The following is a 26,382-nucleotide window of genomic DNA, read 5'->3' on the forward strand; positions in this document are numbered from 1 at the left end:
ACAGACCGCCGGCCCCTCGTCCAGCCCAGACCTGGACCAGTTCGCCGACCTCAAGAACATGTCGGATGACGAGGTCGTCACGCATTCCTACGTGCGAGACATCCCGATCTCGGGTGGCAAGACGCTTGCCCTCGTCACTCTGGACAACGGCCGCGACCACACCCGGCCATCCACCCTCGGCCCATTGACGTTGCTCGAGTTCGCCGAGACGCTCGACGGCCTGAAGGAGCGCGCGGCCAAGGGCGAGATCGCCGGCGTCGCCGTCACCGGTAAGCCGTTCATCCTCGCTGCCGGCGCCGACCTGTCGAAGGTCAGCGAGATCCCGAGCAAAGCGATCGGCAAGCAGATGGCACAGCTCGGCCACGCCGCCCTCGGCCGCCTGTCGGAGCTCGGTGTGCCGTCGTTCGTGTTCATCAACGGACTCGCGCTCGGCGGCGGCGTGGAGATCGGCCTCAACGCCGACTACCGCACCATCGACCGCAACATCCCGGCGCTAGCGTTGCCCGAGGTCTTCCTCGGCATCATCCCGGGCTGGGGTGGAGCGTGGTTGCTGCCGAACCTCATCGGTATTGAGAACGCCCTGAAGGTCATCGTCGAGAATCCGCTCAAGAACAACCGCACGCTCAAGGGTCAAGAAGCCTTCGACCTGGGGATCGCCGATGCGATCTTCGACTCGGTGAGCTTTCTCGAAGACTCGGTGCGCTGGGCCGACGGCGTGATCTCCGGCAGTATCAAGGTCAAGCGCCCGAACGTGCCCGGCAAGATCGAGCGGGCGGTGAAGTGGGACGTCGCGATCGGCATCGCCACCAAGATGCTGCAGAACCGCATCGGCACCGTCGCGAAGTCGCCGTACAAGGCACTGGAGCTGCTCAAGGCCGCGAAAAACACCGACAAGAAGACCGGTTTCGCTGCCGAGGACGAGGCGCTGTCTGAGCTGATCTCCGGGGACCAGTTCCAGGCCAGCATCTACGCCTTCAACCTGGTGCAGAAACGGGCGAAGAAGCCCGCTGGCGCCCCGGACAAGAAGCTCGCCAAGCCGGTAACCAAGGTCGGCGTGATCGGTGCGGGCCTCATGGCCAGCCAGTTCGCGCTTCTGTTCGTGCGCCGCCTCAAGGTGCCGGTGGTCATCACCGACCTCGACCAGGCACGCGTCGACAAGGGGCTCGACTACATCCGCGGCGAGATCGACGCGCTGCTCGGCAAGAAGCGCATCTCCCCCGACGAGGCCAACCGCCTGAAGGCTTTGGTCAGCGGTACGACGAACAAGGCTGACTTCGCCGACGCCGACTGGGTGATCGAGGCCGTGTTCGAGGAGCTAGGCGTCAAGCAGGACGTCTTCGCGGACGTCGAGCAGTACATCTCCGCCGAAGCCGTGCTCGCGACGAACACGTCCTCGCTGTCGGTGGAGCAGATCGGCGCGAAGCTCAAGCACCCCGAGCGTCTGGTCGGTTTCCACTTCTTCAACCCGGTGGCCGTCATGCCGCTGATCGAGGTAGTGAACACGCCGCAGACGGATGAGGCGACCCTCAGCACCGCGATGGTCGTTGCCGCAAAGCTCTACAAGAACGCGGTCATCACCCGAGATACTCCCGGTTTCGTGGTCAACCGTGTGTTGGCCAAGGTGCTCGGTGAAGCAATGCACGCGGTCGACACCGGCACGCCGTTCGAGGTGGTCGAGGAATCGACGAAGCCCTTCGGTCTGCCGATGACGCCGTTCGAACTGCTCGAACTGGTGGGGCTGAAGGTCGGCGCCCACGTACTCGACACGCATCACGCCGCCTTCCCCGAGCGCTTCTTCGAGAGCGAGAACCTGCACAAGCTGGCCGAGCTCGGTCACATCTTCGAGCGCGACTCGAAGGGCAAGGTCACCGGTATCGACAAGAAGGCGCGCAAGATCGTCGAGGGTGGCAAGGACCCGATGACGGCGGCCCAGCTGCAGACCCGCATCGAAGACGGTCTGGCCGACGAGGTGCACCGGATGCTCGAGGACAAGGTCGTCTCGGCCCCCGAAGACATCGACCTCTGCCTCATCCTCGGTGCCGGTTACCCGTTCCAGATGGGCGGCGTCACGCCGTACCTCGACCGCGTGGGAGCGTCAGAACGTGTCTTCCACGACACCTTCCACCACCCGGTCATCCGCGGCACCGACTAGGCACCGCGTACCACGCACGAACGCCCGCCCGGCACCGCTGGGCGGGCGTTCGTGCGTCTACGGGTTGACCTGCAACGCTGTCACCTCCCGGACGCCGCCACGCTGTCCCCTTCCCTGTTCCGACTTCCCTGTTCCGACTTCCGACTTCCGACTTCTCTCTTCCGAAATCCGACGTCTCTCTTCCGAAATGAAGGATCAATTGGCCGCCACGCCGCAACAGATGTCGAACACGCCGCGCATCCTCAACAATCGCCTTCATTTCGGAAATGACAGAAGGTAGCTTGAGGTACATCGAGGTGTTTTGGGGTACCTCGAGGTGCGTCGGGTGCCTCGAGGTGCCTCCGTGGTCGCTGAGAGTCAGCGGGAATGGAGATGGTCTCCGCGGTCCATTACGGCCTGAATCATGGCGAGAGTGGCGGGCCAGTCATCAATGACCATTCGATAACTGATGCGAATGACGTGATAACCCAACGCCTCGAGAAACGAATCCCGATCGCGGTCGCCGTGCACCTTTCGCGCAATCTCTGCATCGCTAAGGCCCTGGTACTTGCCAGCACCGTCGAGCTCCAGCGCTAAACAGTCTCCGATGAGGAGATCGATCCACCGCTCGCCGAGCACCGCCACCTGCAGCTCTGTACTGATGCCCGCCCTCGCGAGCTTCCGGCGTGCGACGCTCTCCAGATAGCTCTCGCTTCGACCGTCAACGATCTGAGGAAGATGTGAGAGCCGCGCGGGCAATCGTCGCGCAATCACTGCCGTTACAGACGGGGCAATCAGACCGACATGCAAGGCCGAGTCGATGCAGGCGACGGCATCATCCTCGTCCTCGCTTAGCGCGACCTGAGCCAAGCAATCCAACACACCGACCCGCAATCTCGTCGATTTCGTTGGCGGCCCCGCCGCTCCCCAATGCACCACGGTGGTGGCGCCCTCCGCATCGCGCAACCGCAGCACGGGGTCGTGTTCCGAGCGCAGCCGGGCAGCGTACGCCGGAACGTGCACGTGAAGCGCGACGTCTCGCGGCACAGCCAGACCGTAGGTCTCCGCGGCCGAGACACCGGCGAGTCGCCCGCCAACCCGGACAGCACGAACGTACGGCTCACCGGTCGTCGGGCCCATGTACCAACCCTGCCGAGGTCGCACTAGATCACCGGCCCTCACCGCCGCCGCGAGTTGATGGCTCGTTGCTCCCACTCGCAGCAGCTCATGAGTCGCTGCCACTCCGCCGCGATGGTGGATTTCGGCCAGCAGGGAGCGCAATGACGCACGAGCTGGATCCGTTCGCATGCGGCAAGGCTGACCGAGCTGCGGCGTCCGGTGGTCTCGCTGAGTAGTTCTGTGGAAGCGTCACCCACTCGCGCCCCTGTGGAGGAACGGTCACTCCGCAGCCATACTTCCGAAATGAAGGCTTTTTTCGCGACATGCCGTTTGATCGTGCTTGACGAACGGCGTGTCGGAAGTTTTGCCTTCATTTCGGAAGGGGACGGCATTCCGAAGGGGAATGCGCCGACTCGGTGCCGGCGGGCCCCCCGCTAGCGGTTGACCGTGGACATGTCGGCGTAGCGGTCGCCGACGGGCGCTGCGAGGGCGTCGAGGGCTGCCAGGTGCGCGGGTGACAGCACCACGTCATCCGCTGCCACATTTTCCTCGAGGTACGGGATGCGCTTGGTGCCCGGGATCGGCGAGATGTAGTCACCCTGCGCCAGCAGCCAGGCGAGGGCGACCTGGCCAGGCTTGACCGCCAACTCACGAGCGACGGCATCCACCTGCTCGACGATTCGGATGTTCGCGGCCAGGTTCTCTCCGGCAAAGCGCGGGTTGTCGCGGCGAAAGTCGGTCTCGTCCAGCTGGTCGATGCTGCGGATCGTGCCGGTGAGGAAGCCGCGGCCGAGCGGCGAGTACGCCACGAAACCGATGCCCAGCTCCTGAACGAGTGGCAGCAACTCCGCTTCGGGCTCTCGCGACCACAGCGAGTACTCCGTCTGCAGCGCAGTAACGGGATGCACCGCGTGCGCCCGACGGATGGTGGCCGGTGCCGCCTCCGACAGCCCGTAACTGCGGATCTTGCCCTCGGCGATGAGCTCGGCCAGCGTCCCGACGGTGTCTTCGATGGGCGTGTTCGGGTCCATGCGGTGCTGGTAGTACAGGTCGACGTAGTCGGTGCCCAGTCGAGTGAGGGTGCCCTCGATCGATAGCCGCACGTTCTTCGGGCTGCCGTCCAGTCCACGAGTATCGCCGTTCACGTGCGAGATGGTGCCGAACTTGCTGGCGAGGACAATCTGGTCACGCTTGCCGTCGAATGCCCGTGACAGCAGTTCCTCGTTGATGTACGGGCCGTACGTCTCCGCCGTGTCGAAGAAGGTGACGCCGAGGTCGATAGCACGGTGCAGGGTCTTGATCGACGCGATGTCGTCGACGCCGGCGCCGGTGTAGAACGCCGACATCCCCATCGCACCGAGACCGATGCGGGAGACCTCAAGTCCGTCGGTTCCGAGGGTGATTTTCTTCATAGCCGGGGGGCCTTTCCTTGATAGGTCGTGATCTTGTAGTCGATCGCGGCCAGGCTGGTGGTGATCTCATCGAGCTGCGCCTTCACTGCGATGCGGTGCCGCAGTAGCAGTTCGAGTCGCTCCGGGGTCGCGCCGTCTCCGGCCCGCACCAGGTCCACATACTCGCGCACCTGAGCGATCGGCATGGATGTCGCGCGCAGCATCGTGAGGAATCTCACGAAGCTCACATCGGCATCCGAGTATCGCCGCTGCCGGGACGGCGCCCGGTCGATCGGCGCGAGCATAAGCCCGGCGCGTTCGTAGTAGCGGAGGGTATGGGTGGAGAGTCCGGTGAGCTCGGCTACCTGGGAGATAGTCAGGACTGACGTGGTGCGCTCGATGGTCACACTACGAGGCTAAGACTTAGAGCGCGCTCTAAGTCAAATGCGGAGCGAGGACGACCGTGTGTCGTCAGTTCGAGCTTCGAGCGCAGCTGCCCGGACCAGCTACTGCCGGTCGATCCCCAGTGAACGCTCGTCAGCTTCCTCGGGGAGGGGCCGGGCGACCGGGATGCGGCTGCCGAGCACCTGCGCCACCACATCACGGGCGATGTGCTGCGGTGTCAGACCAACCTGCTCGAGAATTTCGGCGCGCGAGGCGTGATCGATGAACTCGTCGGGCAGCCCGAGTTCGGTGAGCGCCGTGTCGACCCCGGCCGCGCGAAGGTCTTGACGGATGCGCGTGCCGATACCACCGACCCTGATGCCGTCTTCGATGCTCACGACCAGTCGGTGATCCGCCGCCAGCCCGATGATGCTCTGCGGCACGGGGACTACCCAGCGCGGATCGACGACGGTCGCACCAATGCCCTGGGCGGCGAGGCGCTCGGCAACCTGCATGCCGAGTTCGGCCATCGGCCCGACCGCGACGATCAGCACGTCTTTGTGCGGTGCCTCGCGCAGCACGTCGACCCCGTCATCCGTTCGACGCACGGCGTCGATCTCCGCGCCGACGCTGCCCTTCGAGAACCGCAGCACGGTGGGCGCATCGCCGACGGCGACCGCCTCCCCCAGCTCTTCGCGTAGCCGCGTCGCGTCACGCGGCGCGGCGAGACGGATGCCCGGGACGACCTGCAGAATGGCCAAATCCCACATGCCGTGGTGGCTGGGCCCGTCCGGACCGGTGACACCGGCCCGGTCGAGCACGAAGGTGACGCCCGCCTTGTGCAGGGCGACATCCATCAGCACCTGGTCGAAGGCGCGGTTGATGAACGTGGCGTAGAGCGCGACTACGGGGTGAAGGCCGCCGAAGGCGAGCCCGGCGGCCGAGGTGACGGCGTGCTGTTCGGCAATTCCTACGTCGAACACCCGCTCGGGGTACTTCGCGGCGAGCTTGTGCAGTCCGGTGGGGATGAGCATGGCCGCCGTGATCCCGACGATCTTCGGGTCTTTGTCGGCGAGCTTCACAATCTCGTCAGAGAACACCGAGGTCCAGGACGGGCTGCCCGTTCCGCCGATCGGCTCGCCGGTTTCTGGGTCGATGTGACCAACCGCGTGGAACTGGTCGGCGGTGTCGAGCACAGCGGGCTCGAAGCCCTTGCCCTTCTGGGTGATCACATGCACGATCACCGGCGCTCCGTATGCCTTCGCCTGTCGGAGCGCCTCCTCCATCGCGGCCTCGTCGTGGCCATGGATCGGCCCGATGTACTTGATGTCGAGGTTCGAGTACAGCGCCTCGTTGTTGGAGAAGCGGGAGAGGAATCCGTGCATCCCGCCGCGCAGGCCGCGGTACATCGCTCGGCCGACGGAGCCGAAGTGGTCGGCGAACCGACGCGTGGTCATGTAGAGGTCGCGGTACTCGCGACGGGTGCGCACGCCGTTGAGGAAGCGGGCCATACCTCCGATGGTGGGGGCATACGACCGGCCGTTGTCGTTGACGATGATCACCAAGCCACGGCTGTTGTCGTCGCTGATGTTGTTCAGCGCCTCCCACGTCATCCCCCCGGTGAGCGCGCCGTCGCCGACGATCGCCACCACTGAACGGTCTTTCTGACCCGTCATCTGGAAGGCGCGGGAGATCCCATCCGCCCAGCTCAGCGAGCTGGAGGCGTGCGAACTCTCGACGATGTCGTGGATGGACTCGGATCGCTGCGGGTAGCCGGCCAGCCCACCCTTTTCGCGCAGGTGGCTGAAGTCCTGCCGCCCGGTGAGCAGCTTGTGCACATACGCCTGGTGGCCAGTATCGAAGACGATCGCGTCATTAGGCGAGTCGAAGACGCGATGTACGGCCATGGTCAGCTCGACGACACCGAGGTTCGGCCCCAGGTGACCACCGGTTTTGGAGACCTCGGCGATCAGAAAGGCACGAATCTCGGCCGCGAGCTGCGTCAGCTGCCCCTGGTCGAGCCCATCCAGGTCTCGTGGCCCATGGATGTTCTCAAGCAACGACATATCTCCACCATACCCACGTGACGCTCACGCACGGTGAGCGCCACGTGGGCCTTGACAGGGTCTGACCCCGTAGCGTCTAGACGAGCGAGCGCAATACGTACTGCAGGATGCCGCCGTTGCGGTAGTAGTCCGCCTCGCCGGGGGTGTCGATCCGCACGACCGCGTCGAACTCGATCGGCTGCTTACCCTCGGGCGAGTGCTCGCTCGGAACGGCGGTGACCCGCACCGTCTTCGGGGTCGTACCCGAGTTCAGCTCCTCGAGACCGGCGATCGAGACGATCTCCGTGCCATCAAGGCCAAGGGACGCCCAGCTCTCTCCGGCCGGAAACTGCAGCGGAACGACGCCCATACCGATCAGGTTGGAACGGTGGATGCGCTCGAAGCTCTCGGTGATGACCGCCTTGACGCCGAGAAGGCTGGTGCCCTTGGCTGCCCAGTCACGGGATGACCCGGAGCCGTACTCCTTGCCTCCGAAGATGACGAGCGGGGTGCCGGCTTCCTGGTAGTGCTGACTGGCGTCGTAGATGAACGACTGCTCACCATCGGCGGTGGTGAAGTCGCGGGTGTAGCCACCCTCGACTCCGTCCAACAGCTGGTTCTTGAGACGGATGTTCGCGAAGGTCCCGCGAATCATCACCTCATGGTTGCCGCGGCGCGAGCCGTACGAGTTGTAGTCGGCGCGGGCGATGCCGTGCTCGTCCAGGTAGCGACCAGCCGGGCTATCAGCCTTGATGTTGCCAGCCGGGCTGATGTGGTCGGTGGTGACCGAGTCGCCGAGCTTGGCGAGCACCCGGGCTCCGACGATGTCGCTGACCGGGGTGGTCTCCATCGTCATGCCGTCGAAGTACGGGGGCTTGCGCACGTACGTCGACTTCTCGTCCCACTCGAAGGTCGAGCCGGTAGGGGTGGGAAGCGAACGCCAGCGCTCGTCACCATCGAAGACGCCCGCGTACTCGTGCGTGAACATCTCGGTGTCGATAGAGGAGTCGATCGTGGCCTGCACCTCGGCCGCGTCGGGCCAGATGTCGGCGAGGAAGACGTCGTTGCCGTCCTGATCCTGGCCCAGGGCATCCGTCTCGAAGTCGAAGTTCATCGAGCCGGCCAGGGCGTAGGCGATCACCAGCGGCGGCGAGGCGAGATAGTTCATCTTCACGTCGGGGTTGATGCGACCCTCGAAGTTGCGGTTACCCGACAGCACCGCGGTGACGGCGAGGTCGTTGTCTTGAACAGCCTGCGAGATTTCGTCTTCGAGCGGGCCCGAGTTGCCGATGCAGGTGGTGCAGCCGTAGCCGACCAGGTAGAAGCCGAGGTCTTCGAGGTAGCCGTTGAGGCCGGCCTTCTCGTAGTAGTCGGTGACGACCTTCGATCCGGGGGCCAGGGTGGTCTTCACCCACGGCTTGGACTTCAGGCCCTTCTTGCTGGCGTTGCGGGCCAGCAAGCCAGCAGCGAGCATCACGCTCGGGTTCGACGTGTTGGTGCACGAAGTGATCGCGGCGATGGCGACGGCACCGTGGTCGATGGTGAAGGTCTCACCGTCGGCCGTCGTCACAGCGGCCGGGTTCGACGCGTGCGCTGGACTCGGGCTGGTGACGACCGGGGCATCCGACCAGTTCTCGTCCTGAGCGGTGGTGCCGACCGGGTCGGAGGCCGGGAAGGTACCTTCGAGCGCCTCATCGACGCGGGTGGTGGTTTCGGCGTATGCGCCGAGGTCGACCTCGAACTGCGACTTCGCCTTGCTGAGCTCGACCCGATCCTGCGGGCGCTTCGGGCCGGCGATCGACGGCACGACGGTGCCGAGGTCGAGCTCGAGGTATTCGCTGAACGAGGGCTCGACGGATGCATCGTGCCAGAGCTTCTGCAGCTTCGAGTAGCTCTCCACCAGGGCGACCTGCTCCTCGCTCCGCCCGGTAAGGCGCAGGTAGTCGAGGGTGACGTCGTCGATCGGGAACATGGCGGCGGTGGAGCCGAACTCGGGGCTCATGTTGCCGATGGTGGCGCGGTTGGCCAGCGGCACCGCCGCGACGCCTTCGCCGTAGAACTCGACGAACTTGCCGACGACCCCGTGCTTCCGCAGCATCTGCGTGATGGTGAGCACGACATCCGTCGCCGTGACGCCCATCGGGATCTCGCCGGACAGCTTGAAGCCGACGACCTTGGGGATGAGCATGGAGACCGGCTGGCCGAGCATGGCCGCCTCGGCCTCGATGCCGCCGACACCCCATCCCAGCACGCCGAGGCCATTGACCATGGTCGTGTGCGAGTCGGTGCCGACGCAGGTGTCTGGGTAGGCCTGAAGCACGCCGTCGACGGTGCGGGTCATGGTGGCGCGGGCCAGGTACTCGATGTTGACCTGGTGCACGATGCCGGTTCCCGGAGGCACCACCTTGAAGTCATCGAACGCCGTCTGGCCCCAGCGCAAGAACTGGTACCGCTCGCCGTTGCGCTCGTATTCGATCTCGACGTTGCGTTCGAAGGCATTCTCGGTGCCGAACAGATCGGCGATGACGGAGTGATCGATGACCATCTCGGCCGGAGCCAGCGGGTTGATTTTCTTCGGGTCGCCGCCGAGGTTCGCGACGGCCTCACGCATGGTGGCCAGGTCGACGATGCAGGGAACGCCGGTGAAGTCCTGCATTACGACGCGCGCCGGGGTGAACTGGATCTCGGTGTCGGGCTCCGCCGTGGGAACCCATGAGCCGAGCGCCTCGATCTGAGAGCGGGTGACGTTCTTGCCGTCCTCGGTGCGAAGGAGGTTCTCCAGCAGCACCTTGAGGCTGAACGGGAGCTTCTCGTACCCGGGGACCGAGTCGACCCGGAACACCTCGTAGTCGGTCCCGCCGACCGTCAGTGTGTCCTTCGACCCGAAGCTGTTGACCTGCGACATTCCGTCGTCTCCCTTGTACGAACCCTGCGATCTGGCGAAGCCATTCTCTCGCCGTGAGCGCCCGGTGACCAGCAAGGCGAACCTAAGTCTGGGCGGCGCAACTCCGGCCGATCGAGGATGAAACTATCTTGACATCAAGATAAATCATAGTCGCGGATGTCCTGGGCTCCGACACGAAGTCGAATGGACTCAGTCGCGCGCGACGACCGCCGCACGGCCGTACGCCGCGCGCACCAGCAACCACGTCACCCAGAGCAGCACCGCGTAGAGCGGCACACCGAGCACGAGCTTGGTGCCGGCCAGCCATTCGGTCTGGCGGGCGAGGTACAGCGGCACTTCGACGGCCAGGCGCAGGGCGAACAGGCCCAGCCACATCCAGGTGGCGATGTAGAGCACGCGGCGCTTGGCCGCATCCTTCTTCCACTCCACGCCCTCATTGGTGAGGAAGCCCACGATCAGTCCGATCAATGGCCAGCCAACGATGATACTGATCAGCAGCACGAGCACGCTGCTCGCGTTGATGACCATGCCGGGGATGAACGCCTGCTCTGCGCGCCCCGAGATGAGCGCGAGGACGGCCGAGACCGCGAGCAAGAGCAGTCCGATGACCGCCGACATCACGGGGCTGCGAGTCACTAGGCGCACCACGATGAAGGCAGCGCCGACAATCACGGGCACGAGCACCGCGAGCGGCACGCTCTTGGTGATCGTGTACAGCACCAGGAAGACGAGGCCGGGGAGGATCGATTCGATCAGGCCGCGCACCCCACCGACCGCGCTGAGCAGTGAGCCCGCGGTTGGCACCTCCCCGGGCGTCACCTGGCCGAAGCCGGTCTTGCGCATGGCCGCGGCCATGGAATCCCGGAAGCTGATCGGCTGCTCATCGTCTGGAGCGGGGTCCCTCGGAGTCGGGTCTGCCACGTGAATCAGAGCCCGTCGGTCTTCGGCATCTGCAGCGGGATGAGGTCACGCGGGGGCATCGGGGTCTTGCCCCGCACCACGACGACGCTGCGGAACAGGTCTTCGACCTCGGCAGCGGCGACCGGGTCGACGGCGCCTTCTCCCGCGATGACGCCGCGCAGGAACCAGCGCGGACCGTCGACGCCGATGAATCGCGCCAGACGGGTCGCCCGCGGCTGCTCCGCCGTCGCCGCCGGAATCTCGGCCAGGAGCTCCGGCCCGAACGGTCCGACGGACAGCGTGGTGGTTCCGCCCTGCTTCTCGATCTGCTCCGCGATCTGGTCACGGATCTCGTGCCACAGCCCCGAGGTGCGCGGCGCCGCGAACGGCTGCACCTGCAGGGTCGAGCCCGCGTAATCCAGTCCGACGGCCACGACGCGCTGGCTGCCCTCCTCGACCTCGAGGCGCAGGTGGAGTCCCTCGCGCGGAAGGATCTTCACGCCGCCGAGGTCGACGTAGGGACGAACCGCATTGGCCTCGCTCTCGTCTAGGGGGCCTTCCGTCGCGCGGTCAGCCGGGGCCGACTTGGCCTGGATCAGTTCGTCGTCGCCTTCGATTGACGTCGTGTCACTCACGGGTTGTCTCCGATATTCGGTGGTCGTTGGTGGGGCCGCTCGAGATTCGCGGTCCGGATACTGCCGGTCAGGGTGCTGTCGGTCAGGGTGCAGTGCTGTACCCGGTGGACCCGAAGCCCGCTTCTCCGCGATGGCTTCCGGGCAATCTCTCCACCGGCACGAACCGCGCCCGCGTCACCGGCATGATCACGAGCTGCGCGATCCGGTCTCCGACTGCGACAGGATACGACACCGAGGTGTCGGTGTTCAGGAGCGTCACCCGGATCTCGCCTCGGTAGCCGGCATCCACCGTCCCCGGACTGTTGACGATGGTGATCCCGTGCTTCGCGGCGAGGCCGCTGCGGGGAACCACGAAGGCGGCGTATCCGTCTGGCAGCGCGATGGAGACGCCAGTTCCCACGGTCGCGCGTTGTCCCGGCGCCAGCTCCACGGCATCCGCGGAGGTCAGGTCGGCGCCCGCGTCACCGGGATGCGCGTACGACGGAACAGACTCCGCCACGATCAGGACTTCCACGCTTTCAGGCACGTGATGAGGCTAGTGCAGAGCCCGACGGGGTCGCAGGAGGGTGATCGTGCAGGTTCGAGCAGTCAAAGTCTGATCGAATGGGGGCATGACGATTTACCGCGAACGCCTGTGGGCGTCGCCCCTGGTGTTCATCAGCACCGCGCTCATCATCCCGGCCAGCCTGCTGGTGTTCCTGCCGATCAACCCCACGGCGGGCGTGTTCGTGGCGATTCTGCTCTATCTGGCAATCGTCGCCGCCCTCATCCTCGGGTCGCCCGTGCTTCGGGTCACCGACGACGCACTCACCGCAGGTCGCGCCACGATCCCGCTGGTGTTCGTCGGGGAACTCACCGCGTACCGCGGAGAGGCTGCGACGCTCGCGCGGGGACGCAAGCTCGACGCCCGGGCGTGGCTCCTCATCCGCGGATGGGTATCGCCGGTGGCGAAGATCGACGTGCTCGACCCAGAAGACCCGACTCCGTACTGGCTCGTATCAACACGAAAGCCCGAGGCGCTGATCGAAGCGATCAGCAGCGCTCGGGCTCGCGTGGAAGGCTCAGCCGACCAGTCGTGACGCGGTTAGGCGGCGCACTCCTGGCAGATCGGGCCGAGCTTCTCCTCGTGGTCTAGCTGTGAGCGGTGCTTCACCAGGAAGCAGTTCACGCACGTGAACTCATCCGCCTGCGGAGGGAGCACCACGACGTCGAGGTCGAGGTCGGAGAGGTCGGCTCCAGGGAGCTCGAATCCACCGGGGTTGTCTGCGTCATCGACGTCAACGACGCCCGACATCTTGTCCGGAACGCGCTCCTTCAGAGCCTCGATCGACTCGGAGTCGTCGTCGGTCTTACGGGGTGCGTCGTAGTCGGTTGCCATGCCCATCCAGTTCTGAAAATCGTTGTTTGGCCCTAATCGGCGGCCATAGTTTGCATCAATAGTTTGCGAATAGCAAACCACTGCCACACGACCGTGAATCCGACGCTGATGGAACTCACGGCACGCCCGCGTTATTCCCGGAGGATCAGCGTTTTGCGTGTCACCCTAGAGATACCAACGGACCGCGAGAGGCGTTCAGTTATGCAAGACCTCAGAGTCATCGGAGTGGAGAGCGGAGCCCTCCTCGTCGCCACAGACGACGGCACGCGTTTTCGTGTACCCATCGACGAAGTGCTGCAGTCCCGATTGCGGCAAGCCATTCCCGATCCCGGCACCGGCCGCAAGCTCGCGCCACGCGAGATCCAGGCGCATATCCGCTCAGGAATGTCCGCTCAGGATGTCGCCGCCATCACCGGCGTTCCGCTCGAATACATCCAGAAGTTCGAGGGGCCGGTGCTGGCCGAACGCGAGTTCGTCGTAACCGCCGCCCTCGCCGTCCCGGTGCACACCGCCGCCGACACCGGCCCACTGTCCGGCTCCACCTTCGGCACGGTCATCCGCGAACGACTTCACGACCTCGGCGCGATCAACGAACGCTGGGCGAGCTGGAAAGAGGTCGGCGGCGGCTGGATCGTCAAGCTGTCTTTCACTTCCGAAGAGATCGACCACGACGCCCGCTGGCGCTTCGACCCTAAGAAGTCGGCACTCTCGCCGCTCAACAACGAGGCGATCACACTGTCACAGCAGGGCGAGATGACCGGTGCGCTCATCCCCCGGCTGCGTGCGGTCGGTGACGAGGAACGACTGCCCGACCAATCCCGCTTCGACAGCGGTGCCTTCACCGCCGACGAGCTCACCGAGCGCGTGACCGGTCCGTTATTGGAACCGGTGCCGTATGGTCGCCTCGCTGACGCCCCCCGCGGTGTCGCCGACGCGGTGATCAACCGGGCGCCGGCCGAGCAGGAAGCCGAGTCCAACCAGACCGCCGACCTGCTCGAGGCGCTGCGTCGTCGTCGGGGCGAACGCGAGGCCGCCAACTTCCACGATGAAGGCTCGATGGCCGCGCATCCGTCAACCGGGAGCATTCGTCTGGTCGACGTCCCGCTGCCCGCCGTGGATGTGGACCACGAGACCCCGGGCGATACGGCTCCCCAGCCGAGTGTCTTCGCTCCGCGTTCCACCGCTCGCGCGAAGAAGGGCCGCACCGCGATGCCCAGCTGGGATGACATCGTCTTCGGCGCCCGCTCGGAAGACGACTAGCTCGGCAACGACGCTCCGGTGTCATCCGCGCGCCCCGTTGTCATCCCCGCGCCGGTTACAGCACGCGCGTGGATAACAAACGGGCGCGCTGATGCCTCAGGCGAAGGCGCCGAACCGCAGGAGAGGCACGCTCGTCTCCTCCGCGGTCCACGAACCGTGCTGGCCGATCATCGAGTTCTTCGCGTGCGAGGCTTGCGTGTAGTAGGCGACCGCCTTGCGCGCGGCGATCACCAGGTCGCCGATGCGGGGTTCGACCTCAGGGGCGACGTGTCCGAACCAGCCGGAGTCGACTGCCTCGCGACGGGACACGATCCACGAGCGTGACCCCTCCTCGATCCGCCAGCGCTCGAGCACTGTTGCACGGTGCTGCTCGCTCGCGTCCGGCTCGAAGTGCAGCTGCAGGGCGCGTGGCTCCCCCGCCACGTGACGGATGCCGTCGAGTAGGCCCGGCTCCGCGTCGAAGAGAACGTGCGAGCTGACGGGAACGTCGAGCATTCCGTGATCGGCGGTGAGAAGCATCCCCTCCCGGCGACCCAGGGTGGAAGCGAAGCGCCCGACCTCGCCATCGAGGTCTTCGAGGGCGCGGGTCCACTCGGGCGATTCCCAGCCCTTCGCGTGCCCTGCTTGGTCGAGCTCGGGAACGTAGAGGTAGAGCAGCCCGGTTTCGATCTCGTCCAGCGTCTGCCGTGCAACCGCGAACCGGTCGGAGACGGATGCGCCCGCGCGGTATTCGGCGCCCCGCAAGACCGCGCGGGTGAAGCCGCTGTCGCGGTAGCGCTCAGGCCCGATGACGAAGCTTGCAACCGATGCCGTCTCGAACAGGGTGGGAACGCGCTGCCAGGTCGCCGGATCGAGGTACCCCGCCTTGTTGTCTCCCTCCCAGCCGCTCAACTGATTGACCACGCGATCGTGAGCGACGTCGAACACCGAATAGCCGACCAGGCCATGCGTTCCCGACGGCTCACCGGTGGTCAGCGTGGCCAGGGCGGCCGCCGTCGTGGTGGGGAACCGCGACCCGATCACCGCGCTCTTGGTGAGCAGCGGGGCGAGCGTTCGTGCGTGCCCGGCGCGTGCGGCGAGCTGGGCGCTTCCGAGCCCGTCGACGAGCAGCACGATCGCCTTATCGGCGGCGGCGAGGCCCAGCGGATTCTCTCGACCGGCAAGGGCGGAGAGCGAACTCGGGACGACATCCGCGAGGCTCAACCGGTGCGATTTCGTGGCCGGTAGCATGGTGGCAATCCTATGGCTACCTCAGATACACCCACCTCCGACGCCGCTCAGCAATCAACTGCACAGGCCTCGACCGGAGAACGCATCGACATCGTCGACGTTTCGGCCGAGATGGAGGGGTCCTTCCTCGAATACGCGTACTCCGTCATCTACTCGCGGGCACTCCCCGACGCGCGCGACGGTCTCAAGCCCGTTCAACGACGCATTCTTTACCAAATGACCGAGATGGGACTGCGGCCCGATCGCGGGCACGTCAAGTCCGCCCGCGTCACCGGCGAGGTGATGGGAAAGCTTCACCCGCACGGTGACAGCTCCATCTACGACGCCATGGTGCGCCTCGCTCAGCCCTTCATCATGCGCGTGCCGCTCATCGATGGGCACGGCAACTTCGGAACTCTGGACGACGGCCCCGCGGCAGCGCGATACACCGAGGCGAGGCTGACCGCAGCGGCTCTGGCAATGACCCAAGATCTCGACGAGGACGTCGTCGACTTCGTGCCCAACTACGACGCCCAGCTTCAGCAGCCCGAGGTGCTGCCCGCCGCCTTCCCGAACCTGCTGGTCAACGGTGCCTCCGGCATCGCGGTCGGCATGGCGACCAACATGGCGCCGCACAATCTCATCGAGGTCGTGGGCGCAGCTCGGCACCTCATCGACAACCCGAACGCCACCCTCGATGACCTCATGTCGTATGTGCCTGGCCCGGATCTGCCTACCGGTGGCACGATCATCGGCCTCGCGGGCATCCGTGATGCATACGAGACAGGCCGTGGCGCGTTCAAGACCCGCGCCCGGGTGTCGGTCGAAAACATCACGGCTCGCAAGGCGGGGCTCGTGATCACCGAGCTGCCCTTCATGGTCGGCGCCGAGAAGGTCATTGAGAAGATCAAAGACGGCGTCAACTCGAAGAAGCTCTCGGGCATCTCCGACGTCACCGACCTCACCGACCGCGCACACGGCACGCGTCTGGTGGTCGGCATCAAGACCGGTTTTAGTCCGGACGCCGTGCTCGAGCAGCTCTACCGCTTCACCCCGCTCGAAGACAGCTTCAATATCAACAACGTCGCCCTCGTCGACGGCGGCCCCAAGACGCTGGGCCTGAAGGAACTTCTGCAGGTCTACATCGACCACCGCATCTCGGTGGTCACTCGACGCAGCCGCTTCCGGCTCGCCCGCAAGCTCGACCGCCTGCACCTGGTTGAGGGCCTCCTCATCGCGATCCTCGACATCGACGAGGTCATTCAGGTCATCCGGTCGAGCGACGATACCGAGGCTGCGCGCGCTCGGCTGATCGAGGTCTTCGACCTCAGCCAGATCCAGGCCGAGTACATCCTCGAGCTGCGCCTGCGTCGGCTGACCAAGTTCTCGCGCATCGAGCTCGAGACCGAACGCGACCAGTTGCGTGCCGAGATCGCTCAGTTGCAGGAGCTGCTGGCCGTGCCCCAACGCATCCGCAGCCTGGTCTCCGACGAGCTGGAGGAGATCGCCGAGAAGTTCGGCACCCCGCGCCGCACCCTGCTCACCGAGGCGCGTCCCAGCATCGCCACGTCGTCCCGCAAATCCGCTCCGATTCTCGAGATCGCGGATGCCCCGTGCCGCGTGCTCCTCTCTACGACGGGTCGCGCCATCCGCATCGACCTCGCCGAGGAGATCGCGGACGAGGCCGCGCTACCCGCCCGGATCGCGCGCCGAAGCAAGCACGACGCCATCCTGTCCGCCCTGGTCACGACGAGCCGCGCCGAGATCGGTGCGATCACCAATCTCGGGCGCCTGATCAAGCTGACCCCGGTCGATCTGCCGGTGGTGCCAGAGAACTCGATCCAGCTCGCCGCGGGGGTGCGGATCACCGACTACCTCGGGTTGGACTCCACGCGCGAGCGGGTGCTCGCTCTGGTCTCCCTGACCTCCGACGACCCGATCGCCCTCGGCACTCGGCAGGGGGTGGTCAAGCGGCTCGCGCCAGGCGACTACCCGAACAAGCCCGACTTCGAGGTCATCGCGCTGAAGCCCGGCGACGAGGTGGTCGGTGCTCGGCAGGGCGGCGACGGCGACACGCTCTTGTTCATGACCTCCGACGCGCAGGTGCTGCACTACGCGGCATCCGCGGTCCGCCCCCAGGGGCGCACCGCAGGCGGCATGGCTGGCATCAATCTGGGCGCAACGGCAGAGGTGATCTTCTTTGGTGTGATCGACCCGACCACAGAGCCGGTGGTGGTGACCGTATCGTCCAGCAGCTCGGCCCTCGTGGGCGTCGATGCCGGGCGGGCGAAGGTCTCGTATCTCACGGAGTTCCCCAGTAAAGGCCGCGCCACCGGCGGCGTGCGGGCTCACACCTTCCTGAAGGGAGAAGATGTGCTCGCGCTCGGCTGGGCGGGGGCCGCCCCCGCGATTCCGGTCGCCCCGGATGGCGCCGTGCGCGCCCTCCCCGAGGCCGGAGCCAAGCGCGACGCGTCAGGAACGCCGCTCGAGGGCGTCATCGGCAGCGTGGGCGAGAGCATCGCCAGCGCGAACGCCTGGTCCAGCTAGCCGGCACGAGGGCAGCGTTCAGCTGCCGACGACCAGCACGCCGTCGACGATGTGTGCCGGCTCGGCGCGCACCACCCACTCCGGTCGCAGCGGCGCGTAGACGTGTGGGTAGCGGTCGCTGCGCCCCTCCCAGCGGACCTCGACACCGGATGACTCCACCAGCGCCTCGTCGATGGTGAGCAGCATCAGCGCTCCCGTCTCATCGCGGTAGAACCGTTCGACGACGCCCGGGAGTTGCTCGGCGGTGGAGGCGTGGACGAACCCGACGTCAGCGAACAGCTCTTCACGGCTCGATCGGGGGTACGGCGTGCCGGTCAGCGCGGCCGCCCAGTCGGCGGCCGGGGCGAGGTGGAAGATCACGGTGTTCAGCGTACGGGTGATGGGTCTCGATACGGCTGCTCCTCCGTCGCGGCGCGACGGGTCACACGTGCGGCACGAACTCCTGCCAGGCGCGACGCTTGTCGCCCCGCGGGTCTTGCTCCACGCGATCGGTCTCGTCGATGATCAGGGTGTTGCGCTTGCGAGAGGTGTAGGTCGGCCACGAGGGGTCAACTCGCCCGGTGTGGGCGAAGCGCAGCCAGTTCGCGCGCATCCGTCGTCCGGTCGCCTGGAAGGCGTTGTAGCCGCCGAGCACGCCGATCGCCCTCCCCCGCAAGCCAGAGCCCTTATCGAAGACGGCGAACATCTCGATGCCGTGGGTGGCATCGAGCCCCATCAACCGGATCAGCCGGGGCGCGAGATCGAATCGGTAGAAGTGCACTGGCGCGACATCGGCATGCCGTTCGGCGACGCGGATCGACGGGTACCAGAACGAGTAGTCACCGCCGAAGTCGGCGGCCGCACGCTTATCGGGGAGGCCGGGATACAGGGCCTTCAGCCGCTTGCGCGCCTTCTTCTTGGTCTTGGCGAAGATGGCGCGGATGCGCGGTGGCGTCGTCGCGAGAATGTCCAGCCGCCCGCGGAAAAGCGAGCCCTCGCGGTCGTTGGTGCCGATGATGAGCGGTACAGGATGCGCGTGGCCGTTGTCGATCGCATCGATCGGCCGTTCGGGAAGGAAGTCGCCGTCGATCACCGGACAAAAGCTGATCGTGCCCGGGTTGACGTCGGGCGTGAGCAGCTGCATCCTGGTCGCCGCCCGCACCAGCGCGTCGAGTGGCGCGGCGTCGAGAAGTGCAGCGGCGTCCTCATGCGAGGTGCTGTCTGTGCTGTGGTCGTCGACGATCTCGGTCAGCAGTTCGAGGAACTCCCCTGCCCAGACCGCGGTCGTCTCGCTGCCGTAGACCGCGTCGGCCGGCGGACTCTCGGCGATCGCCCGGGCGAACAGCCCCCGGGCGCGGGGCACGGCGAGCAGCGTGGTCACCGCATTCGCGCCGGCGGATTCGCCGAACAGCGTGACGTTGCCGGGGTCTCCCCCGAACATGGCGATGTTGTCACGCACCCATTCCAGCGCCGCGACCTGATCGCGCAGCCCGAGATTGCTCTCGAAGGTGCGTTCCGGGGTGGAGAAGCTGCTGAAGTCGAGGTAGCCGAGGGCGCCAAGACGATAGTTGAAATTGACGAAGATCACGCCGCCCTCGCGCACCAGCACCTCGCCTTGCCGGTCCATCTCCTGTGAGGAGCCGACCGTGTATGCGCCGCCGTGAATCCAGACCATCACCGGCAACGGCACGACGGATGCCTCCCCCGGGGCGATCACGTTGAGGCTCAGGCACTCCTCCGACATGACGACCGTGCGCGAGGCGCCGACGAACGGCCCCTTGCGATCCTGAACGGCGACGGGACCGAAGTGCGTCGCGTCGCGCACACCGTCCCACGGCCGCGGCGGCTGGGGAGCACGGAACCGGAGTGCGCCGACGGGAGCCGTCGCATACGGGAGGCCGCGCCACATCCGTAGTCCACGCCTGACCACGCCGCGAACCGCGCCGCTCGCCGTGTCGACCGTCAGGAGGTCGGTGCTCACGCCGTCTGCGGTAGCGGTTCGGGTGGGCATGATCGCATCCTATGCCGACGGGGTGAACGGCGTAATCCGCCGATTGACCGAAACTCAGACGTCGATGCGCTCGCGTGACAACCCTTCCGAGCCGGCGATGATGAAGTCCTTGCGCGGTGCGACGTCGTTTCCCATCAGCAGCTCGAAGACCCTCTCGGCGTTGGCGGCATCGCCGATCTGCACCCGACGCAGGGTGCGGTGAGCTCGGTCCATGGTCGTGGTGGCCAGCTGGTCTGCGTCCATCTCGCCGAGCCCCTTGTACCGCTGGATCGGATCCTGATACCGCTTGTTCGACTTCTTCAGCCCGGCGAGCACGCCATTCAGCTCTGCCTCGGAATAGGTGTAGATCGTCTCGTTCGGCTTCGACCCCGGGTTCATCACGATCACCCGATGCAGCGGCGGCACCGCGGCGTAGACCCGTCCGTCACGGATCATGTCGGGCATGTAGCGCATGAACAGGGTGAGCAGCAGCGTACGGATGTGGGCGCCGTCGACATCTGCGTCACTCATGATGATCACCTTGCCGTAGCGAGCTGTGGCGAGGTCGAAGCTGCGTCCCGAGCCAGCGCCGATCACTTGGATAATCGAGGCGCACTCCGAGTTCGACAGCATGTCGGCCACGGAGGCCTTCTGCACGTTGAGGATCTTGCCGCGGATAGGCAGCAGAGCCTGGTACTCGCTGTCACGGGCGAGCTTCGCGGTGCCGAGGGCGGAATCACCCTCCACGATGAACAGCTCGCTGTTGGCCACGTCGCTGGAGCGGCAGTCGACCAGCTTGGCCGGAAGCGAGGAACTCTCCAAGGCGTTCTTTCGGCGCTGGGTCTCCTTGTGGGCGCGGGCGGAAACGCGGGACTTCATCTCGGCGACGATCTTGTCGAGCACGAGCGATGCCTGGGTCTTGTCGTCGCGTTTCGACGAGCCGAACCGTTCGGCCATGGCCTTGGCGACCACCGCGGACACGATGTTGCGCACGGCGGGCGTGCCCAGGATCTCCTTCGTCTGACCCTCGAACTGCGGCTCCGGGAGGCGCACCGTGAGCACAGCGGTGAGGCCGGCGAGGATGTCATCCTTCTCCAGCTTGTCGTTGCCGACCTTGAGCCGGCGCGAGTTCTGCTCGACCTGGGCGCGCAGGAACTTGAGCATCCCGGCTTCGAACCCGGTCTGGTGCGTTCCGCCCTTCGGCGTCGCGATGATGTTGACGTAGCTGCGGAACACCGTGTCGTAGCCGGTGCCCCAGCGCAGGGCGATGTCGACGGTGCACTCGCGCTGCAACTCGGTCGCGACCATGTGGCCCTTGTCGTCGAGCACGGGGACCGTCTCGGCGAACGTGCCGGAGCCGGTCATCCGCCAGGTCTCGGTGATCGGGGAGTCTGGTGCCAGGAAGTCGACGTATTCGGCGATGCCGCCGTCGAACTTGAACAGCTCGCGGGTGGGCCCCTCGCCGCTCTCGCTCCCCCGTGCATCGACGATGTCGATGCCGAGGCCGCGCACCAGGAATGCGGTCTGGCGGGCGCGGGCCAGCAGTTCTTCGGTCTGGAAGGTGGCGCCCCTGGTGAAGATCTGCGGGTCGGCCCAGTAACGCACGCGGGTGCCGGTGACGTCTTTCTTCACCTTGCCGACGACGGTGAGTTCGCTCCCGGAGATGAAGGGACTGAACGGCGAATCGGGCTTCGGATCTTTCGGGTCGACATCCGCGAATCGCCCGGGCTCGCCACGATGGAATGACATTGCCCAGGTCTTGCCGTCGCGGTCGACCTCGACGTCGAGCCGCTCGGAGAGCGCGTTGACGACCGACGCGCCGACGCCGTGCAGTCCGCCTGATGCCGCGTACGAACCGCTGCCGAACTTTCCGCCGGCGTGCAACTTGGTGAACACGACCTCGACGCCGGAGAGCCCCGTTTTCGGCTCGATGTCCACCGGGATGCCGCGAGCATGGTCGCGCACCTCCACGCTGGCGTCGGGGTGCAGGATGACCTCGATGTCCTCGCCATTGCCGCCGAGGGCCTCATCGACCGAGTTGTCGATGATCTCCCACAGGCAGTGCATCAGTCCACGGGAGTCGGTCGAGCCGATGTACATGCCGGGCCGCTTGCGCACGGCCTCCAGCCCCTCGAGCACCGAAAGATGCCGTGCGGAGTAGTCGGAACTCGCCACGTGTGTTCTCCTTTACGCGGGCCGAGCCTCCCGACCGATCGAAAAGCCGGTCATGAGGAATGACGGGGAGGCGGACCGCGTTCAAGACTAATGAAGCAAGGGGCATCTCTCGGCACCCGACACCCCCCGACCCCAGTGGTACCGGTCGGGCTACGCGTTCAGCGAAATAGTGGACGTTTGTCCCACCGGCGAAACATCCGCGTGCTTGTATAGAACAACGTCACACCGACCCGTACGAAAGTGGAGGAGCATCTCATGTCACAGATCGCACCCGAAACGACTGCAGTTGACCTCGGCTCCAGCCACGAACTCACCGCCGCCGACCGTTGCGACAGCTGCGGCGCCCAGGCCTACATCCGTGTTGCCATCGGTGAGAGCGAACTCCTGTTCTGCGCCCACCACGGCAAGAAGTACCAGGAGAAGCTGTCGACGATCGCCAGCGACTGGCACGACGAGTCGGCTCGCCTGCTCGAGAACAAGTAGCGCTCACCCACGATCTTCACGAAACGCCTCGGCTTCGGCCGGGGCGTTTCGTCGTTAACCCTTCGGATACGACCGAGGGATGTCTGCGCTCAGGCGAGTGACGATCTCCTCGCCGATCGTGCCGGTCGCGTCCGCCCACTCCTGAAGCGTCGCCTCGCCCCGGGTCCCAGGACCGAACAGCACCGCCTCGTCGCCACGCTGCAGCTCACCATTGGGGTCCGCGAGTCCGATCCAGTCCAGCCCGACATCGGCCACCGGAAATCGCCGACCGTTTACCGCGACGGAGACCCGCCCCGCAGCCGCGCTCGAGATACCGTCGCCCGACCCGATCGCCAGTCGGGCCGTGCCGTCGTCACTCGCGTATACGGTCGCCGTCAGTGTCATCACCGGGGTGAGGCCGAGTTCTCCCGGGGTGATCCCGCCGCCGGGCGAGATGCCGTACCCGAAGGCTCCGACCCGCACCAGGTCGAGCCGCGAGTCCGCCCGGAAGTACGACGCCGCACTGGCCGCGAGGTGCCGCAGTTGCGGTTCGGCGCCGACCGCCTGGGCCACCGCCACGGCCGCGTGGAAGCGGCTGATGGCATCCGTGTCTTCTTCGTCGGAGGCCTCGGCGATATGGGTCCAGATGCCTACGAGGTCGACGCTCTCGCGCACCAGCACGGCGCGCTCGACGACGGCCGGCCAGTGCTCCGGGCTGACACCGTTGCGGTGCAACCCGGTGTCGATCTTGAGGTGCACGCGGGCGCGGCGACCATCGGACCGAGCGGATGCCGCTGCCGCGATGCGGTTCAGCTCGTCCAGAGACGAGACACCGAGATCGATCCCCGCGGCGACCGCCGCCGTGAGGTCGTCATCTGGCGCGAGCAACCAGGCGAAGATCAGCACCTCCTCGCCGATGCCGGAGTCGCGCAGCCGCAACGACGTGTCGATGTCGAGAGCGCCGAGGGCGGTGATCCCGGCATCGAGTGCGGCGTGAGCGATCGGCAGCAGGCCGTGACCGTATCCGTCGCTCTTCAGCACCGCCATCACCTCGGCCGGCGCGACGCGGGTGCGGATGGCGTCGAGGTTCTGCGCGTACGCGGACAGGTCGACGGTGATGCGCGGGGGCATCACCTGGGAGATGCCGAGCTCGTCGTTCATGCGTAACTCCTCGGCAAATGAAGCCCGATGACCGCGGTGACCTCGGCAGGAGGGCGCCCGATCGATGCGGCCCACTCCCGGACGTGCGGGTCTCCAGCGGCCGGGTCACCGAACACGACCGCCTCGTCGCCGACCTGGGCGGTGTCGTCGCCTAGTTCCAGCACGAGCGCGTTCATGGCCACGCGTCCGACGATGCGGCGCTGCGTGCCGTTCAACAGCAGGCTCGCAGTGTTGCTGGCCGAGCGGTCCAACCCGTCCGCGTAGCCAATGCCGACCAGGGCGAGGTTCGTTCGAGCGGTGGCGCGGTATGTGAGGCCGTAGGAGACACCCTCCCCTGCATCGATGGTCTTGGTGGCGACGACCACGGCAGACACGCGCATCGCCGGGCGGAGGGCCGGGTCATCCGTCATTCCATACAGGGCCAGGTTGGACTCGCCACGCTCACCATCGATGGAAGTCGCACCGGCTTCCGTGGCGACGCGGGCGACCTCGGCAGCGCCGTGGCCGTAGCCATCTGCCGAAACGTCGGCGAGCACCGGTCGCCCGCGGGAGAGCAACACCGCGGTGTTGTGGCGAATTGCCTCCAAATCGACGCGCAGCCGATGCCGGCCGACGGGCGCGGGTTCGACACCGAGCGCGTGGCGGTGGGAGGACTGCATGCCTCGAGAATACGGTGTCGGCCATTCGCCGTGCCGAAGCCGGGCGGGAGGAGCCCAGCGCCCGAACGGTAGAATCGTCTGGCACACGCCGGCCACCGACGGGAGAACGACCACCGTGACAGCACAGGGCCTCGGCCTCAAGAACCGCCTCAGCTACCTGGGGCGTCGCGCCCGAGGCTTCGATGCGGCCTCCGTACTGCAGCGTTCCCGCGAGGTCGGCGCACGGTTCGGCAAGCCGACCCCGGTCGTCTTCGCCGACATGCTCTGGTCGGCGGCGTTCAAGAACACGGCGTTCCAGGACTACGTCGATTACGACTTCGCGATGCTCACCGCCACCGAGCGCGAGACCTTCATGACGCACTCGCTGTCGAACCACATCGCCATGAAGTACGACCAGCCCGAATTCCGCTCGCTGTTCCACGACAAGCTGGAGTTCAACCACAAGTTCGCCGACCTGCTCGGTCGCGGCTGGATCGATGTGCGAGAGTCGTCAGTCGATCAGATCCGCGACTTCGTGCTCGCCCACGAGAAGGTCATGGGCAAGGTACCGTTCAGCGACTCCGGCCACGGCGTCGAGCGCTACGAAGCAACGGATGTCGTCGACTGGCAGAAGTTCCGCGCCCAGCTGCTCGCCAAGGGCCAGACCCTGCTCGAGGAGTACATCACCCAGCACCCCACGCTGGCCGCGATCTGCCCCGGCACCGCCAACACCACGCGGGTCACCACGTTCTTCGACGGCACCGACACCCACGTGCTCTCGATGGCGCAGAAGTTCGGGCGGGGCGCTGCGAGCGACCAACAGACCTTCGGCGGCTTCTACACGATGCTCGACCTGCAGGGTCACTCGCGCGGCGCCGGCTATGACTCGCACGACAACGTGTACAAGACCCACCCGGAGTCCGGCGTCTCGATCGTCGACTTCCAGCTCCCGATGGTCGACGAACTGTTCGCCTTCATCGACAAGGCCGCCCGGGTGGTGCCGCAGATCCAATACGTCGGCTGGGACATCGTCATCGGCGAGACCGGTCCGGTGCTGGTAGAGGGCAACTGGGCGGCTGGGGTCTACGAGAACAAGCCAAGCGTCACCGGTATCCGCACCGGCAGCCGCCCGCGCTTCCGCGAGTTCGTCGGCTTCTAGCCGAGAGAGTCATCCGGGCGTCCGCGCCGCCACCGATCAGCGTGCCCGGCGGATCACGCCTAGCGGCGTGCTCTCGTGCCCCTGACCGAGTGGGTTGTCGCCCAACACCTTCTCCATCGCGCGATCGGTGGCCCGATCCACGGTGGAGCCCAGGATGTTGCCACCGAAGTCATTGATGTCGACGATGAGCACCTCCACCGGGGTCGCCAGCGCGCTCTGCAGCCGCTTCGCCACCTCCGCCGGACGTGACGGCGCGAGCACCACCTGAGAGTTGTACGGCGGGATGGTGCCGCTGGTCGGGCCGTCGATGCCGCGGGCCTTCGGCCCGGCCACGCGGTAGAAGTCGCCGGAACGACCGAGCTTCTTCGTCACGGCGGCAACCGCTGCGGCGAAGAGAATGCGCGGCACTCCACATTCACGCAGCGCCATCTCCATGGTCTGCGGCAGGCCTAGGCCGATGCCGGACGGGGTCTTGGTGACGTAGCGCGACAGACGCACGGCCAGCGGTCGCGCCTGGATCGAGTCGACCGGATAGGCCCGGCCCTGGGTGATGGCCACGATCTTCTCGGTGACGAAGAGGAGGTCGCCTGCCTCGATCACGGGGTCGGCAAAGGAGGTGACGACCTCGACAATGTCATCGTCAGGGCCGACCAGGCGGGTCTTGATCGGGATCCGCGAATAGCGCACGCCATCCACGATGGTCTCGAGCTTCTTGCCGTCGTTCGCGGCGGGCTGGGAGGCTGCGGGAGTGTTGTCGGCGACCATTGAGTCACATCCGTTTCAGTGGTTCTGCGTGTGTGGAGTCCAGCGGAGCACGTTCCCCCGTGGCCGACTATCGAGCCTACAGAGCGGTGCATGCAGAAACGCGCCGACGGTGATGCCCGTCGGCGCGTCTCTAGGTATAGCTGAGTGTC

Annotated in this window: 22 protein-coding genes; 6 read left to right on the forward strand and 16 right to left on the reverse strand. The window is 66.2% G+C overall.

The window, feature by feature from the left end; translation table 11 throughout:
• Nucleotides 1-58: 58 nt before the first annotated feature.
• Complete coding sequence (locus IV501_RS10890) at nt 59-2,152, forward strand: 3-hydroxyacyl-CoA dehydrogenase NAD-binding domain-containing protein (protein WP_372430738.1); 2,094 nt, start codon at nt 59-61, stop codon at nt 2,150-2,152.
• Nucleotides 2,153-2,509: 357 nt separating this feature from the next.
• Here the strand turns inward: IV501_RS10890 and IV501_RS10895 are convergent, their stop codons facing one another.
• From IV501_RS10895 to dut, 8 genes are all read right to left on the reverse strand, one after another.
• The gene (locus tag IV501_RS10895; protein WP_200555041.1) at nt 2,510-3,106 is read right to left on the reverse strand and encodes an endonuclease domain-containing protein; all 597 of its coding nucleotides are present in this window, start codon (nt 3,104-3,106) and stop codon (nt 2,510-2,512) included.
• A 578-nt stretch (nt 3,107-3,684) separates the two neighbouring features.
• Complete coding sequence (locus IV501_RS10900; protein ID WP_200555040.1) at nt 3,685-4,662, reverse strand: aldo/keto reductase; 978 nt, start codon at nt 4,660-4,662, stop codon at nt 3,685-3,687.
• A complete protein-coding gene (locus IV501_RS10905) occupies nt 4,659-5,048 on the reverse strand; it encodes a MerR family transcriptional regulator (protein ID WP_307812162.1) in 390 nt (129 codons plus the stop codon). The genes IV501_RS10900 and IV501_RS10905 overlap by 4 nt, the downstream gene beginning before the upstream one ends.
• Before the next feature lie 99 nt (nt 5,049-5,147).
• Nucleotides 5,148-7,091 carry a 1-deoxy-D-xylulose-5-phosphate synthase gene (dxs, locus tag IV501_RS10910; RefSeq protein ID WP_200555039.1) on the reverse strand — a complete coding sequence of 648 codons (1,944 nt, stop codon included), beginning with the start codon at nt 7,089-7,091 and terminating at the stop codon, nt 5,148-5,150.
• A gap of 76 nt (nt 7,092-7,167) precedes the next feature.
• Nucleotides 7,168-9,975 carry an aconitate hydratase AcnA gene (acnA, locus tag IV501_RS10915; protein WP_200555038.1) on the reverse strand — a complete coding sequence of 936 codons (2,808 nt, stop codon included), beginning with the start codon at nt 9,973-9,975 and terminating at the stop codon, nt 7,168-7,170.
• 189 nt (nt 9,976-10,164) lie between these two features.
• On the reverse strand, nt 10,165-10,896 hold the full coding sequence (locus IV501_RS10920) for a DUF3159 domain-containing protein (RefSeq protein ID WP_307812161.1): 732 nt from the start codon (nt 10,894-10,896) through the stop codon (nt 10,165-10,167).
• A 5-nt stretch (nt 10,897-10,901) separates the two neighbouring features.
• A complete protein-coding gene (locus tag IV501_RS10925; protein WP_200555037.1) occupies nt 10,902-11,510 on the reverse strand; it encodes a DUF3710 domain-containing protein in 609 nt (202 codons plus the stop codon).
• Between the two features lie 82 nt (nt 11,511-11,592).
• Entirely contained in the window at nt 11,593-12,036 is a 444-nt protein-coding gene (dut, locus tag IV501_RS10930; protein WP_200555036.1) for a dUTP diphosphatase, read from the reverse strand.
• Nucleotides 12,037-12,121: 85 nt separating this feature from the next.
• Between dut and IV501_RS10935 the strand changes: the two genes are divergently transcribed.
• On the forward strand, nt 12,122-12,589 hold the full coding sequence (locus tag IV501_RS10935; protein ID WP_200555035.1) for a DUF3093 domain-containing protein: 468 nt from the start codon (nt 12,122-12,124) through the stop codon (nt 12,587-12,589).
• Between the two features lie 5 nt (nt 12,590-12,594).
• On the opposite strand, the gene IV501_RS10940 is transcribed toward IV501_RS10935, so the two are convergent.
• Entirely contained in the window at nt 12,595-12,888 is a 294-nt protein-coding gene (locus tag IV501_RS10940; RefSeq protein WP_147782392.1) for a DUF4193 domain-containing protein, read from the reverse strand.
• A gap of 201 nt (nt 12,889-13,089) precedes the next feature.
• Here IV501_RS10940 and sepH point away from each other — a divergent pair, with 201 nt between their 5' ends.
• On the forward strand, nt 13,090-14,148 hold the full coding sequence (gene sepH / locus IV501_RS10945; RefSeq protein WP_200555034.1) for a septation protein SepH: 1,059 nt from the start codon (nt 13,090-13,092) through the stop codon (nt 14,146-14,148).
• A gap of 96 nt (nt 14,149-14,244) precedes the next feature.
• Here sepH and IV501_RS10950 read toward each other — a convergent pair whose 3' ends face one another.
• A complete protein-coding gene (locus IV501_RS10950; protein WP_200555033.1) occupies nt 14,245-15,378 on the reverse strand; it encodes an alkaline phosphatase family protein in 1,134 nt (377 codons plus the stop codon).
• Nucleotides 15,379-15,390: 12 nt separating this feature from the next.
• On the opposite strand from IV501_RS10950, the gene IV501_RS10955 reads away from it, so the two are divergent.
• Nucleotides 15,391-17,904, forward strand: coding sequence for a DNA gyrase/topoisomerase IV subunit A (locus tag IV501_RS10955; protein WP_200555032.1), 2,514 nt, complete (start codon nt 15,391-15,393; stop codon nt 17,902-17,904).
• Between the two features lie 18 nt (nt 17,905-17,922).
• On the opposite strand, the gene IV501_RS10960 is transcribed toward IV501_RS10955, so the two are convergent.
• From IV501_RS10960 to IV501_RS10970, 3 genes are all read right to left on the reverse strand, one after another.
• Nucleotides 17,923-18,264 (reverse strand): DUF952 domain-containing protein, encoded by a 342-nt coding sequence (locus IV501_RS10960; protein WP_200555031.1) that lies wholly within the window; start codon nt 18,262-18,264, stop codon nt 17,923-17,925.
• Nucleotides 18,265-18,325: 61 nt separating this feature from the next.
• Nucleotides 18,326-19,894, reverse strand: coding sequence for a carboxylesterase/lipase family protein (locus IV501_RS10965; protein ID WP_200555030.1), 1,569 nt, complete (start codon nt 19,892-19,894; stop codon nt 18,326-18,328).
• 54 nt (nt 19,895-19,948) lie between these two features.
• Nucleotides 19,949-22,048 carry a DNA gyrase/topoisomerase IV subunit B gene (locus IV501_RS10970; protein ID WP_200555029.1) on the reverse strand — a complete coding sequence of 700 codons (2,100 nt, stop codon included), beginning with the start codon at nt 22,046-22,048 and terminating at the stop codon, nt 19,949-19,951.
• 255 nt (nt 22,049-22,303) lie between these two features.
• Between IV501_RS10970 and IV501_RS10975 the strand changes: the two genes are divergently transcribed.
• A complete protein-coding gene (locus IV501_RS10975) occupies nt 22,304-22,531 on the forward strand; it encodes a DUF7455 domain-containing protein (protein WP_200555028.1) in 228 nt (75 codons plus the stop codon).
• Nucleotides 22,532-22,585: 54 nt separating this feature from the next.
• Here IV501_RS10975 and IV501_RS10980 read toward each other — a convergent pair whose 3' ends face one another.
• Nucleotides 22,586-23,671 (reverse strand): alanine racemase, encoded by a 1,086-nt coding sequence (locus IV501_RS10980; RefSeq protein ID WP_200555027.1) that lies wholly within the window; start codon nt 23,669-23,671, stop codon nt 22,586-22,588.
• Nucleotides 23,668-24,330, reverse strand: coding sequence for an alanine racemase C-terminal domain-containing protein (locus IV501_RS10985; RefSeq protein ID WP_200555026.1), 663 nt, complete (start codon nt 24,328-24,330; stop codon nt 23,668-23,670). The genes IV501_RS10980 and IV501_RS10985 overlap by 4 nt, the downstream gene beginning before the upstream one ends.
• A gap of 115 nt (nt 24,331-24,445) precedes the next feature.
• On the opposite strand from IV501_RS10985, the gene IV501_RS10990 reads away from it, so the two are divergent.
• Complete coding sequence (locus tag IV501_RS10990) at nt 24,446-25,468, forward strand: sugar-transfer associated ATP-grasp domain-containing protein (protein ID WP_307812160.1); 1,023 nt, start codon at nt 24,446-24,448, stop codon at nt 25,466-25,468.
• Nucleotides 25,469-25,504: 36 nt separating this feature from the next.
• On the opposite strand, the gene IV501_RS10995 is transcribed toward IV501_RS10990, so the two are convergent.
• Nucleotides 25,505-26,233 carry a coenzyme F420-0:L-glutamate ligase gene (locus tag IV501_RS10995; RefSeq protein WP_200555024.1) on the reverse strand — a complete coding sequence of 243 codons (729 nt, stop codon included), beginning with the start codon at nt 26,231-26,233 and terminating at the stop codon, nt 25,505-25,507.
• Nucleotides 26,234-26,382: the final 149 nt, after the last annotated feature.

The sequence above is a fragment of the Lacisediminihabitans changchengi genome, assembly GCF_016634425.1.
GTDB classification, from domain to species: Bacteria; Actinomycetota; Actinomycetes; order Actinomycetales; family Microbacteriaceae; genus Lacisediminihabitans; species Lacisediminihabitans changchengi.

Excerpts from the sequence above, each read along its gene's own strand:
- IV501_RS10890 (WP_372430738.1), top strand. The coding sequence starts at position 59 with ATGTCGGATGACGAGGTCGTCACGCATTCCTACGTGCGAGACATCCCG.
- IV501_RS10965 (WP_200555030.1), bottom strand. The coding sequence starts at position 19,894 with ATGCCCACCCGAACCGCTACCGCAGACGGCGTGAGCACCGACCTCCTG.
- acnA (WP_200555038.1), bottom strand. The coding sequence starts at position 9,975 with ATGTCGCAGGTCAACAGCTTCGGGTCGAAGGACACACTGACGGTCGGC.
- IV501_RS10950 (WP_200555033.1), bottom strand. The coding sequence starts at position 15,378 with ATGCTACCGGCCACGAAATCGCACCGGTTGAGCCTCGCGGATGTCGTC.
- IV501_RS10980 (WP_200555027.1), bottom strand. The coding sequence starts at position 23,671 with ATGAACGACGAGCTCGGCATCTCCCAGGTGATGCCCCCGCGCATCACC.
- IV501_RS10995 (WP_200555024.1), bottom strand. The coding sequence starts at position 26,233 with ATGGTCGCCGACAACACTCCCGCAGCCTCCCAGCCCGCCGCGAACGAC.
- IV501_RS10955 (WP_200555032.1), top strand. The coding sequence starts at position 15,391 with ATGGCTACCTCAGATACACCCACCTCCGACGCCGCTCAGCAATCAACT.
- IV501_RS10935 (WP_200555035.1), top strand. The coding sequence starts at position 12,122 with ATGACGATTTACCGCGAACGCCTGTGGGCGTCGCCCCTGGTGTTCATC.
- sepH (WP_200555034.1), top strand. The coding sequence starts at position 13,090 with ATGCAAGACCTCAGAGTCATCGGAGTGGAGAGCGGAGCCCTCCTCGTC.
- IV501_RS10975 (WP_200555028.1), top strand. The coding sequence starts at position 22,304 with ATGTCACAGATCGCACCCGAAACGACTGCAGTTGACCTCGGCTCCAGC.
- IV501_RS10940 (WP_147782392.1), bottom strand. The coding sequence starts at position 12,888 with ATGGCAACCGACTACGACGCACCCCGTAAGACCGACGACGACTCCGAG.
- dxs (WP_200555039.1), bottom strand. The coding sequence starts at position 7,091 with ATGTCGTTGCTTGAGAACATCCATGGGCCACGAGACCTGGATGGGCTC.
- IV501_RS10985 (WP_200555026.1), bottom strand. The coding sequence starts at position 24,330 with ATGCAGTCCTCCCACCGCCACGCGCTCGGTGTCGAACCCGCGCCCGTC.
- IV501_RS10900 (WP_200555040.1), bottom strand. The coding sequence starts at position 4,662 with ATGAAGAAAATCACCCTCGGAACCGACGGACTTGAGGTCTCCCGCATC.